This window comes from Terribacillus saccharophilus (assembly GCF_046592895.1).
GTDB lineage: Bacteria > Bacillota > Bacilli > Bacillales > Amphibacillaceae > Terribacillus > Terribacillus saccharophilus_D.
Window position 1 is genome coordinate 1,067,935 of sequence record NZ_JAWVPU010000001.1, and the last position, 11,703, is coordinate 1,079,637.

At 45.7% G+C, this 11,703-nt stretch carries 12 protein-coding genes and 1 other annotated feature; of the genes, 3 read left to right on the plus strand and 9 right to left on the minus strand.

What is annotated here, in order from left to right; translation table 11 throughout:
* Window positions 1-29: 29 nt before the first annotated feature.
* From SFC66_RS05140 to SFC66_RS05155, 3 genes are all read right to left on the minus strand, one after another.
* Window positions 30-995: a Gfo/Idh/MocA family protein gene (locus SFC66_RS05140; RefSeq protein ID WP_411217616.1), complete on the minus strand. Its 966-nt coding sequence runs from the start codon at window positions 993-995 to the stop codon at window positions 30-32.
* Window positions 996-1,077: 82 nt separating this feature from the next.
* Entirely contained in the window at window positions 1,078-1,731 is a 654-nt protein-coding gene (locus tag SFC66_RS05145; RefSeq protein ID WP_411217617.1) for a DUF3298 and DUF4163 domain-containing protein, read from the minus strand.
* Between the two features lie 106 nt (window positions 1,732-1,837).
* Window positions 1,838-2,044, minus strand: a binding site (T-box leader).
* A complete protein-coding gene (locus SFC66_RS05155; protein WP_411217619.1) occupies window positions 2,045-2,431 on the minus strand; it encodes a PH domain-containing protein in 387 nt (128 codons plus the stop codon).
* Between the two features lie 331 nt (window positions 2,432-2,762).
* On the opposite strand from SFC66_RS05155, the gene SFC66_RS05160 reads away from it, so the two are divergent.
* Entirely contained in the window at window positions 2,763-3,437 is a 675-nt protein-coding gene (locus SFC66_RS05160; RefSeq protein WP_411217620.1) for a hypothetical protein, read from the plus strand.
* 47 nt (window positions 3,438-3,484) lie between these two features.
* On the opposite strand, the gene SFC66_RS05165 is transcribed toward SFC66_RS05160, so the two are convergent.
* From SFC66_RS05165 to proC, 6 genes are all read right to left on the minus strand, one after another.
* Window positions 3,485-4,126: a FusB/FusC family EF-G-binding protein gene (locus SFC66_RS05165; RefSeq protein ID WP_411217621.1), complete on the minus strand. Its 642-nt coding sequence runs from the start codon at window positions 4,124-4,126 to the stop codon at window positions 3,485-3,487.
* Window positions 4,127-4,197: 71 nt separating this feature from the next.
* The gene (locus SFC66_RS05170) at window positions 4,198-4,941 is read right to left on the minus strand and encodes an alpha/beta hydrolase (protein ID WP_411217622.1); all 744 of its coding nucleotides are present in this window, start codon (window positions 4,939-4,941) and stop codon (window positions 4,198-4,200) included.
* Between the two features lie 134 nt (window positions 4,942-5,075).
* A complete protein-coding gene (locus SFC66_RS05175) occupies window positions 5,076-6,113 on the minus strand; it encodes a PTS sugar transporter subunit IIC (RefSeq protein WP_411217623.1) in 1,038 nt (345 codons plus the stop codon).
* Between the two features lie 103 nt (window positions 6,114-6,216).
* Window positions 6,217-7,479, minus strand: a complete 1,263-nt coding sequence (locus SFC66_RS05180; protein WP_411217624.1) for a glutamate-5-semialdehyde dehydrogenase — start codon at window positions 7,477-7,479, stop codon at window positions 6,217-6,219.
* A gap of 18 nt (window positions 7,480-7,497) precedes the next feature.
* Entirely contained in the window at window positions 7,498-8,622 is a 1,125-nt protein-coding gene (gene proB / locus SFC66_RS05185) for a glutamate 5-kinase (protein ID WP_411217625.1), read from the minus strand.
* Window positions 8,623-8,640: 18 nt separating this feature from the next.
* Window positions 8,641-9,483, minus strand: a complete 843-nt coding sequence (proC, locus tag SFC66_RS05190) for a pyrroline-5-carboxylate reductase (RefSeq protein ID WP_411217761.1) — start codon at window positions 9,481-9,483, stop codon at window positions 8,641-8,643.
* Window positions 9,484-9,775: 292 nt separating this feature from the next.
* Here proC and SFC66_RS05195 point away from each other — a divergent pair, with 292 nt between their 5' ends.
* Both SFC66_RS05195 and SFC66_RS05200 read left to right on the plus strand, forming a co-directional pair.
* Window positions 9,776-11,152: a PepSY-associated TM helix domain-containing protein gene (locus SFC66_RS05195; protein ID WP_411217626.1), complete on the plus strand. Its 1,377-nt coding sequence runs from the start codon at window positions 9,776-9,778 to the stop codon at window positions 11,150-11,152.
* Window positions 11,153-11,168: 16 nt separating this feature from the next.
* On the plus strand, window positions 11,169-11,645 hold the full coding sequence (locus tag SFC66_RS05200) for a FixH family protein (protein WP_411217627.1): 477 nt from the start codon (window positions 11,169-11,171) through the stop codon (window positions 11,643-11,645).
* Window positions 11,646-11,703 lie beyond the last annotated feature (58 nt).

Sequence of the window (11,703 nt, forward strand, 5' to 3'; positions counted from 1 at the left end):
AATGCTCCGGAATATTCCGGAGCATTTTATCATTCAAAACTAAAGCTTATTTCCCACTGTTTCCGAAGCTTGTCCATGATGTTCATAACATCCTTCGTATATGGCAATGTTACATGTGGAACATCGTTTTCGATCAGTTCCTTCATTGCCCTGACCTCATATTGCAATGCCTTCTCTGTCTCTCCCGCTTCGATCGTTTCGGTTTTGCCTTGTTCCAGGTAACAAACACTGGCTTTCTCGGCACGGGAAAACTTCTCTACATCGATGAAGCCTTTCGTACCCATGACTGTGGCGCGTTCCGGGGACTCCACCATAAAGGATAATGTGATTGTAGCAAGCTGACCTTGTTTGGTCTTCAGGATGATTCCTGCTTGCTGATCAACGCCCGTTTCGTGTTTTGTAACCGTACTGATGACTTCAGCCGGCTCGTCTTTGATAAATAAACGGACAAACGATAGCGCATAAACCCCGATATCAAGTAGCGCCCCACCCGCTAGATCCGGATTGAAGAAGCGATTGCTGGGATCATTTTCTTTGATGCTGTTGAAGTTAACGCTCAATGTCTGGATTTCACCGATTTTTCCAGCATCGATCAGCTGATGAAGTTCTTTATAAATTGGCATATGATAAATAGTCATTGCTTCTGCCACGATCAATTGCTTTTCAGCGGCTAACGCAGTGATATCTTCAAGCTGCTTCCCATTGACTGTAATCGCTTTCTCAGCAAGCACGTGTTTTCCGTGATTCAGTGCTTCCATGATTGTGTCGTAATGAAAGGCGTGCGGCGTGGCTATGTACACAACATCTACTTCTGGATCTTCCAGCACACCTTGAAAACCTTCATACACCCGAGGTATATCAAAATCTTCAGCGAAAGCCTGCCCTTTCGATTTATTCCGCGCTCCAACTGCCAACAACGTCTCTCCCTCGTCCTTCAACGCAGCAGCAAAGTGATGTGCGATGGAACCTGGCCCTAAGATTGCCCATTTTAACATCGGTTTCTCCCCATTCTCTCTTGTATTACTATAGCTATACCCGAAAAAGCCATGGATGCAGCATACTTCCATGGCTTCTTTCTTAGCTATAGATTTTTCGCGGTATGTTGATAACCTGATTACCCGAGACATATGGTGCAATATCATACTGTTGAAAGACAAGCGCAATTCCATCTTCCGTAAAGAAAAAGGCTGTCTCCTTATTCAGATGAATATCTTCTTTCTTCAAATCAGGATAAAATATTTCCGGTCTTGCTTTTGCATAGGTGAACACGTAATGCTGGACTTTTTGCAGCTGACTCGGCGTTTTCAGAATATCCGTCAGAAACACGCGCTCTCTGGCCTTCAAATCGTAATTGAATGATTCGACGGAAGTGGACCCATGTGCTCCACCGGTAAAGATATAACTGCTCATTAAGATGCTGAGCTTACGGTCATTATTGTATTTAACATCAAATTCCGTTTGAAAATCAGGGTCAAAATGATACTTCTTGCCAGCTTCGATATTCTCCTTGCGTGCAGCAGCAGCTTTCTCGATATAGGCTCTGAAATCCTGATTGATCATTCGAGTGATTTTTGGCGTGCCCGCATGCTTCACTTGCGGATACTTCAGTTCCTCCACACCATCATAGTATTCAGATTCCACAATCACGTTTTTCGTCGGCTGTGCTTGAGCTGGCTCTATACAGCAAGAAAAAGCCAGCAAGAGCACTAAGACGACCATAGCTTTCTTCATCAGTTTCCCTCCACTGTTTGATCTCGTCTACAGTGTGTGCAGGTGACTGATTATTTATGAGTCATCGTGTCATTGATGCGCTCCAAATAAAAAACCATCATCTCCCTAAAGAGACAATGGACATTGTGGTACCACTCTTATTCCGTGAGACTTAGGCTCACCCTCAGGATGGCTGATAACGGCTGCCAGCCGACCAGGCATTTCCTCCCGGGCACTCCCAGATGAGTTCGGATGTCACCCTGACTGCCTTGCACCAGCCGGCTGCTCTCTGAGACGGTTTTTTCATCCTACTGCTTCTGCTCGTTGCGTGTATCTATTCCAGCAATTGCTTGCGGTTGAACGTATTCCGGTATAAGAGATCGCGCTGATGTGTGTTGACGAACATTCTGACGATATCACTTACACCCTTCAAATGAATCAGTCGATGGCTTGTTATGTATTTTATATCTCCATCATTCAGATGGATGGATAACTCGCCTTCTCCCGTTCCCTCTGTATATAGGATGTAGTCGATGCTGTCATAGCTGGTCGTATCCAAAAAAGCCGGTTTGATCAGCGGTTTGTGCGTAAATAGAATCCGGTTCTGCGTAACACCAAGGATGCCGGTCCTCTCACCGAGCTTACATGATACGTAGAGAAAAATCCGTTCTTCTTCATCTAGATGCGTGGACAATTCCTTCAGATCTCTTTTTTGTCCCATACTCCGCGGTCCCCTCACTTAATATACTCGCTTCCAATCCTGATTCATACTTTCTAAATATATATCGCACGCTGGAATTTATGCAATAAAAACTTACGTCAACTGCATCTATTCTCTCCTAGCTGAAATCCGCTTCACTCTCCTACATATTACCAGCTATATATAAAGAATGATACCTCCTGTCTCCATTTTTTCCAGCCCTTCCTAGACTTTCTTCTAGGAATTTAGACACTTTTCATTTCATTCCCTATAGGGTTACGGTATGATATTTATGTCTTTATTTGCTTATTTTCCAAAGACGACTCTGTTAACGAGAGGATGAAAAAACTATATGAAACTGTTCCGTATCCCAGTCGCCATTTTGCTGTTTGCAGTCGCACTGACTTTATCTGCTTGCAATAATGATGAAAAAGTAGCAGAAGATTCGAAAACTCCTGCAGCAGAAGCAGCAACGACAGAAGGAAACGAAGTAGCAGATGCATTGTCTGACGATTTGACGGACGATGTGCCAGCAGACAATCCATTTTTCCCGGACCGCCTGACGAAAAATGCGGTGGCTGAAAAAGAAATGCTGTCCCAGCAAAATCTTGATCAGTCCGAGACGGAGGACAACTTAGAAGTGACCCTCAAAGGGATTCAATATACAAAGCTGAAACCGGCAGATTCTTATGAGGAGTCTTTCACCGGTTTTGCAGACCCGGATAAAATCGTCGCCGCGACAGCGATGATCGAAGTGAAGAATGATGGGGAGAGTGCTGTACCATTGACAGACATAGGTGCCTTCCTTGAAACTCCCGCTTACCGGATCCTGAACCATAACGTGCTCGAAGCTGACTCGGGTGAAATCGAACCCGGCAAGACTTCCACCAAGTATGTTGTCTTTCTGATGGACCAAGAAGATTACAAAGAAGAAGATGACTTTTCCCTTCGTATATCCAGCATTACTGATAAACAAGAAGAAGATCTTCTGGCAGCAGATCTGACATTTGATCTGCCTGCAAACTAGAAAAAAGGAGCGCTAGCCTCAAAGGCATTTGCGCTCCTTCTTTTTCTTCAAGAGGCGTACAAGTGGGATATGAAACTGTAGAAACGGTTGATATCTGTCAGGTTCCTATTGCACTTAGCACTATCCCTGCATACATAATTCCCGCGTTTCACATATGTTCCTTGGCCGCGGCTGATCGAGTCTGCCATGAATAGTCCTACACTTTCCAGCTTATTGCAAATAGCACAAATCCCTGGCTGGGAGGAAGGCGTGATGGTGCCACGAATCGCTATCATCTCTTTCTCATGAGGGGCAACCATATACTTTGCCTGCTGGCCATTGTCATTCCAACCAAGGTAAGATGTCTTCTCCCAATCCACTTCTTCAAGCTTCGGCAGATGCAGTTGCTTCACTTTCGGAAACAGCTTTTTGAGCTGCTGTTCCGTAAGAATCGGGAATGGCTTGATGGAAGGACGCAGCTGCGCCAGGAAAAGCTCTGCATCAATCTCATCCTGTACATCCCTGATCCTTCCGAGCATTTCTGCTTCATCCCTGGAAAGCTCCTCGAATCGTTTCATGATTTTATCTTCTGCCAGTGAGCGAAGTCCGTAAATCACGTCTATATCTTTGACTACAGCAGAACTATTCACGAGCTGCTGCACCTGTTCTTTAATGTTGTTATATTGGTCGTTCCGGATAAAGGCTTGCATGTGGACATCCCTCCGTTTTGATCGCTTCCTATCATTTTAGCAGATATCGAGCAGGAAACAAAAAAACCGGATCACTGGAAGAAATAACGGAATGCGCGGCTCATCGTTGTCGGCACGACAGATGCATGGTTTTCGTCATCAGCAATATGATAGGCAGTGCTTTCTTCCAGGACGATTGGCAAACGATGATAAAATGCTGTGGCATCTTCGACCATGATACCTTCTTCTTTTCCTACACCGATGAACAATCTAACATCTTTGGTATCGTGCACAAACGAATAAATATGTTTCTCATTCCACCAGATAGAAGGACTGATTGCCAAATAACATTGAAAAGCTTCGGGACGTCTGAACATGCTGTATAAAGTGAACAAACCGCCCAGGGAATGTCCGTACAAGCATTGCTTTTTCAGATCGACGGCGTAATTTTCCAATATTTTAGGCTGCAGTTCCTCCACGATCCAGTCCAGGAAAATATCAGCTCCACCATGCTTATCAATCGTCGTATTTTTAAATCTATCAGGATATTTGTAAGCTGCAGCAGGTGGCGTGAAATCATAAAAACGCCGCTCCCTGATGATTGCATCTTCTGCCTTTAACGCGATCCCTACAATGATTGCAGGTTCAATTCCTGTCTTTAAGCCATTAAAAGATTGGTTTCGTATCGTATCAGCACCATATCCAAAATATGCGTTTCCATCCAATACGTAAATGACTGGAAAGCCTTCTGATGGCGGGGCTTGGTCCGGGACATATATTTGGACATGATATTGTACATCCGGCTCTTTTCCTTCCAGTATCCATTCTTCCCTCATCATTGATCCTCCTTTTTTTGCTTTTGCCAATTGGATAAGAATCAGGCACTCCAATAATGGAAACAACAATTTAGACTGCCGATTCTGCCGGTGTAAATACGGTTATCGCGCTGCAGGGAATCCTACGGCCATACTCAATCAAAATGTAATTTATAATCTGCGGACTTGATCCAATTCCATCTCTTGGTGAACAGATAAAGCAAGATCACATTCAAGATGAAAGGCAGGATAAAGAATACCGCTGCCATGATGATGATATTCGCAGCTGTCCAACCTCCGTCGGCAAGATGCATATAATTCAGCGGTCCGACAAAACCGGATAGACCAAACCCTGCACTATACGGAGTTCCTTGGATTTCCAATAATCCAGCCAAGGCCCCGAGCACTGCTGCAGTGATGAACATCGGCAGTGCGATACGGGGCTTCATGAAGAAGTTCCGCATTTGAATCTTTGGAGAACCGAGGACATGTGCCAATGCAGTACCTAGTGAATTGGCTTTATAACTGGCAATTGCCAAGCCGATACCCGCTGCCACGATGCCTAGATTGGCTGCGCCGGACCCAATACCTGCCAATGATATGACAGTTGCCACACCGACTGTGGAAATAGGAGACAGTATGATAAAACAGAAAATGACTGCAAGAAATGCTCCCATTACAATTGGCTGCCATGAAGTCATTGCTGCGATTGCTTGCCCGATGAGTCCTGTTCCGCCTTTTATGTAAGGTAATAGAATCAAACCTATCATTCCAGGGATCATGATGCTTAAAGTCGGCAGCAGCAGGATGCTGTATGCCTTCAATTTGTCCCCAATGAACTTCACGAATAAAACTGCCAATGCAGCTGTTATACCCGTATTGACGACAATACCGATACCTTGTAAAGCAAAAAGGCCATCTGCTGTTTTCTGGACAGCCCCGCTGCCGACCATGGCAGCGATACCGACACTTGCTGTCTGTATGGGTGTCAGCTTGAATGAGACACCTACCATGACTCCGATCAACACTGGCAGCAAGCTCATGACAAAGACAGTTGTATCGTACAATGCTTGTAAAATAGGTGCGTAGGGAATTACAAGCTTGAGCAGTTCACCTAACAGTGCATTCGGAATCAACGCAACAACGATGCCGATGCTCATGCCATTCAGCAGCTTGCTGAAGAATTCTTTCATCTACTTCTCTCCTCTCATATAGCGATTGATTATAGATAACCAATTCGGAATTGTCAATATATTCTGGACGATAAAAAAACTCATCCATTTGGATGAGCCTTTCTTATCGTGTTTGGCCATTGCCTTTCATGACATATTTATAAGTGGTCAATGCAGGCAGTCCCATTGGTCCGCGCGCATGCAGTTTTTGCGTTGAAATACCGATTTCCGCTCCGAAACCGAGCGCATGGCCATCTGTGAAACGAGTTGATGCATTATGGTAAAGCGCTGCTGCATCGACTGCTTTCATGAATTTGCTCACGTTGTCTTCATCTTCAGAGATGATGGCTTCTGAATGCTTTGTTCCATACCGATCGATATGGTCGATTGCTTCCTCCACGGAATCGACGACGCGCACCGCAACATCCAGACCAAGGTATTCATTCGCCCAATCGGCTTCTGCAGCAGGTGTACAGCCAGGCAGCACCTGAACAGCTGTTTCATCACCATGCGCCTGAATGCCATTTTCCTGGAGAGCTTTCACAAGAGCATCTTTATTCCGCTCCAGCCATGCCTGGTGAACGATCAATGTCTCCAAAGCATTGCAAACTGCCGGACGATCTGTCTTGGCATTGAGGAATGTGCGGATTGCCATGTCAGCATCGGCACTTTCGTCCACATACATATGACAGTTGCCTACGCCTGTTTCGAGTACTGGAACTGTCGCAGAATCAACAACAGCTTGAATCAGCGAAGCCCCGCCGCGCGGGATGAGGACATCGATATGCTCTTTCATCGTGAAAAGCTTCGCTGTCTCTTTTCGATCTGTCGACTGGATAAGCTGAACTGCATCTGCAGGCACTTTCGTCTGCTGCAGTGCTTCCTGGATGACATTTACGATTGCCGTATTCGTATGGATGGCGGAAGATCCCCCTTTCAGAACAATCGCATTACCTGACTTGAGTGCAAGACCCGTTGCATCGGCAGTCACGTTTGGACGTGCTTCATAAATCATGCCGATGACGCCGAGTGGCACCGTGATACGGCTCACATGCAAGCCATTATCCAATGTCCATTCGCTTACGACTTGATCAGTCGGATCTTCAAGTTCGATGACTTCCTTCAAACCATTTGCAAAGTCGTTGATACGTTCACGCGTCAATTGCAGCCGGTCAAGGAATGCTGCATCATACCCTTTTTCTTCGCCAGCTTTCATATCCATATCATTTGCTGTAAGAATTGCTTCGTATTCCTGTTCCAATTGCTTCGCCACTGCAAGCAGTGCTTCGTTTTTATCTGCTGTTGTCAGCAGTGCAAGCTTCTTGGCTGCTGCTTTAGCCGCAATTGCCTGCTCCTCTACTGTAACTGCTTCTTTTATATGATCCATGCGGTGTTATCCCTCCTATTATCGAATCGGCACGGTATGTTCCAGTTCACAAACAAATGCTTCTTGATCGACTATCGTCTCTTGCTTATTTCTTACCGGGCTGCTTAAATCCTGCCAAAGCTCAGATGCTGCTTGATTCACGATGCCAAGACCGATACGAGCTCCCGTTTCATCCTGTATCCGGACAACGTTCCCTTTTTTGAAATTGCCTTTTATCGAAAGAACGTCGGTGAACACGATGGAAGCCGGTAATTGCTCGGTCTTTTTGATGATGATTTCACCCTCAGGACCAGAATTGAAGGCAATCCATTGTTTTTTCCGGTTCAAGTGATCCGCATCTTGGGCTGCCTCGAAATAGGTACCGTCAGCTTGGCCCAATACAGATTGATAGATGATATCTTCTTCGGTAGCATCTCCGAGGAATCCTTTGATTCCCGATGCCATCGCAATCTTGAATGCCTCAAGCTTCGACTTCATACCGCCGGTTCCGACTGTACTTCCCGCATCACCAGCAGCTGCCTCGATTTCCGGCGTGATGGCTTCTACCAGTTCGATACGTTTTGCTTCCGGATTTTTAGCTGGATTATCGGTATACAGCCCGTCGATATCAGATAAAACCACTAGGAAATCAGCACCGACCAAACCAGCAACCTTAGCCGATAATGTATCATTATCCCCAAAACGCAGCCGATCGACTGTCACTGTATCATTTTCATTTATGATCGGGATGATTCCGCGATCCACTAACACATTCAATGTATTTCTAACGTTATTATAGCGGGTTTCCTCCAAGAAGTCCCCACGCGTTATCAAAATTTGTGATGCTACGTAACCATGTGATAAAAACAATTCCGAGTAAGCTTCCATCAGCAACCCTTGCCCGATCGAGGCAGCTGCTTGTTTTTCCGGCAGTGATGTCGGCCTTTCCAGAAAACCGAGCTTGCGATAACCCGCCGCTACTGCTCCGGACGAAACAAGCAGCACCTCATAGCCATTGTCTTTCAGTTTCACGAGCTGCTCCACTAGTTTCTCCAGCTTCTTACGGCTGATTTCTCCATGCAAACTGGTCAATGAACTGCTTCCGATCTTGACGACAATACGTTTCGGTTTTGTTGCTTGTATAGAAATGATAACATCCTCCATTGTTTTGATTTTTATCTATCAGCGCGTCAGCTGCTGCTTTTTCAGCTCTTCACTGATTTCATTCGACCGTGCTGCTGCTGAAAGAATAGCTTTGGTCATAGCTTCTCCTGCTCCTGCTTCTTGCAATGCTTCCAGGCCGGCTGCAGTAGTTCCATTCGGGGAAGTAACTTTCTTCCGCAGCGCACTTGGTTCTTCTTTCGTACCCACCAGCATCCTGGCTGCTCCAAGCATCGTTTGCGTTCCGATTTCCCTTGCTGTTTCCCGATCGAATCCTGCAGCAACACCCGTCTCTTCAAAGTGCTCCATCAGCTTATAAAAGTATGCAGGTCCACTGCCGGCCATACCGGTGAAAATATCCATCTGGGCTTCTTCGATGACAAATGCTTCCCCGAATGTCTGCACCAGTTCTTTTATCAATGCAAACTGGTCTTTGGAAATATGTGTCCCTGTTGCAATGGCAGTGGCAGACTCGCCGATGGTACTGGATGTATTAGGCATGATACGAACAACGGGTTGGCTGTCTGGCAGATAATGCTCGATCTGTTCATTTTGGATACCCGCAGCCACCGATATCACCAGCTGCCCTTCCTGAACCTTATCTTGCAGATCGATCAATGAAGCTATGATATCCTTTGGTTTCATTGCGAGTATGATGATATCCATACTGTTCCAATCCACCTCATCACGTGGAACTCCGTGGATGCTATAACGCTTCTGCAGCTCATGGAGACGCTCCGAGTTTGTTCGATTCGTCACATATATCTGCTCTGTTTGAATGCTATCCGAACCTCTCATCCCGGAAATCATTCCTTCTGCCATCGATCCTGCTCCAACGTACAAAATCCGTTTGTTTGTTAAGATACCTAATCGCTCCTTCTGAGAAAATTTTTCGTCCTTGTTAACAGTTATCTATGCTATCACTATAGGACATCATGTCAAGGAATGTCACAACATCAAAGCCCGTCCCATCAGCGTTCCAGCCCCATGAGCTGCATGATGTAAACGCTTTATAAATTATTATCCATCACGTTCAAGGAATGGTCATAATATCCTCCATTTTCCTACTTGTAAGGGAGGGGAAATTGTCCTAAGCTTAGGCTTGTACTACTTTGTCCATTATTACATTTACTATAGAAGAAAAGGAGTTGTTTATATGGAGGCACAGCAAGAGTCGTCGCTGTCGAAGAAGAAGCAAAAACGACGGTCGCTATATCAGTCTGTCTGGCGCTGGCATTTTTATGCAGGTCTCATCATCATGCCATTCCTGATCATATTGGCTATCACTGGCGGCGTTTATCTATTCAAACCTCAAATCGAAGCAGCCCTTTATAAAGACTATTATGAAGTCACTCCGCAAACCACCGTCACAACTCCATCCGAGCAAATCAATACCGTGGAAGCTGTGAACCCGAATGCAGCAGTGACATCGTATCGTCCAAGTGACAGTCCTGATCGTTCAGCAGAAGTAGGTATTTCAGAAGACGGAAAAGCTTATACCGTTTACGTGGACCCTTATGAAAATGTCATACTCGGTAAATTAGAAGACTCTTACAAACTCGTCAATGTGTTTGAAAAGATCCATGGTGAGCTGCTGATGGGAACTGTCGGGGACCGGATCGTTGAGTGGGCAGCCTGCTGGGCGTTGATCTTGCTCATCACGGGTATCTATCTGGGCTGGCCGAAGATGAAAGGGAAATCCAAGATTCGCGGTGTCCTAGTCCCTCGCCTTAACAAAGGGAAAAAGCTTCGCGCACGCGATTTGCACGTAGTTCCGGCATTTTGGATCTCTTTAGGTTTGCTGTTTCTTATTTTGACCGGTTTGCCTTGGTCGGGTCTGTGGGGAGATAACTTCCAGAAACTGACTACGAACGCTGGCGTCGGCTATCCTCCTTCCGTATGGGTGGGAGATGCCCCTGCATCCGATGTGAAAACAAAGGAAATCGCGGATGTACCATGGTCAGCTGAAAACTTGCCGGTACCTATTTCGACTAACCAGCAATATACACAGCTATCCGTTGACGATGTTGTATCGATTGCAGAAGAAGAAGGCGTAAAGCCGGGATACAATATCATGATTCCGCAAACACAGGATGGCGTATTCACTCTATCTGCTTTCCCGCCCCATGCCCGCGATGAAGTGACGATGCATATCGATCAGTACACAGGTGCTGTTTTGGCGGATTACCGTTATGACAACTACCATACAATTGGGAAGGTCATCGCTTGGGGAATCACCATCCATAAAGGAACGGAATTCGGGATTTGGAACCAGATCATCGGTGTGATTGTTTGCATAGGGATTGTCGGTATCGCGCTTAGCGGCTTCCTGCTATGGCTTTCCCGGAAACCAGAAGGAAAACTAGGTTCACCGAAAGCACCACCTGACAAAGTCATGAAGGGTGTGATCGTGTTGATGATCATTCTTGGCATCATCTTCCCGCTTGTCGGTATCTCGCTTATCGCGGTCTGGCTGTTTGATCGATTCGTCATCCCGAAAGTGCCTGCACTGAAGAGGTTCTTCAATGCGTAAGAAAGGAGGAAAACAAATGCGGTTCATTAAATCTTCACCGTTGTTATTGACGTTCTTCCTCCTGGCCGCATGTTCGGCGGATCCCGAAGCGGCTGAACATTATGCCAAACGAGAAGAAGTGAATGTGCTTATCGAAGCTCCTGAGGCCATCGAAGCAGACACAGCACCCCAGATCGATGTGAAACTATCGAAGGATGGAAAAGCGCTGGAAGAGGAAGCAACCGTTGACTTCCTCGTCTGGAAAGATGAAAACAAAGCAGATGCTGAAGAATTTCCAGCCTCCCTTGATGCAGACGGATCATATCATCTGGAATATAACTTCCCATCAGATGGCGTTTACTTCATAAAAGCAGATGTGAAAGTTGATAACCTCCACCTGATGCCAACGAAACAAATCAGAGTCGGGGAATTGACTGAGGAAGAGATACAGAAGATTAAAGAAGAACAAGAACAGAAAAAGCATAATGATAGTGGCGGTCATCAACATCACTGATAAAAAAGCCGTATTTTTCCAAAATGCGGCTTTTTTGATTGGAAATATCTGTTACGAT

Bases quoted from the DNA above. Each gene is read 5' to 3' on its own strand.
- SFC66_RS05155 (WP_411217619.1), bottom strand. From the start codon at position 2,431: ATGGGACAAAAAAGAGATCTGAAGGAATTGTCCACGCATCTAGATGAA.
- SFC66_RS05175 (WP_411217623.1), bottom strand. From the start codon at position 6,113: ATGAAAGAATTCTTCAGCAAGCTGCTGAATGGCATGAGCATCGGCATC.
- SFC66_RS05180 (WP_411217624.1), bottom strand. From the start codon at position 7,479: ATGGATCATATAAAAGAAGCAGTTACAGTAGAGGAGCAGGCAATTGCG.
- SFC66_RS05145 (WP_411217617.1), bottom strand. From the start codon at position 1,731: ATGAAGAAAGCTATGGTCGTCTTAGTGCTCTTGCTGGCTTTTTCTTGC.
- SFC66_RS05160 (WP_411217620.1), top strand. From the start codon at position 2,763: ATGAAACTGTTCCGTATCCCAGTCGCCATTTTGCTGTTTGCAGTCGCA.
- SFC66_RS05165 (WP_411217621.1), bottom strand. From the start codon at position 4,126: ATGCAAGCCTTTATCCGGAACGACCAATATAACAACATTAAAGAACAG.
- SFC66_RS05195 (WP_411217626.1), top strand. From the start codon at position 9,776: ATGGAGGCACAGCAAGAGTCGTCGCTGTCGAAGAAGAAGCAAAAACGA.
- proB (WP_411217625.1), bottom strand. From the start codon at position 8,622: ATGGAGGATGTTATCATTTCTATACAAGCAACAAAACCGAAACGTATT.
- SFC66_RS05170 (WP_411217622.1), bottom strand. From the start codon at position 4,941: ATGAGGGAAGAATGGATACTGGAAGGAAAAGAGCCGGATGTACAATAT.
- SFC66_RS05200 (WP_411217627.1), top strand. From the start codon at position 11,169: ATGCGGTTCATTAAATCTTCACCGTTGTTATTGACGTTCTTCCTCCTG.
- SFC66_RS05140 (WP_411217616.1), bottom strand. From the start codon at position 995: ATGTTAAAATGGGCAATCTTAGGGCCAGGTTCCATCGCACATCACTTT.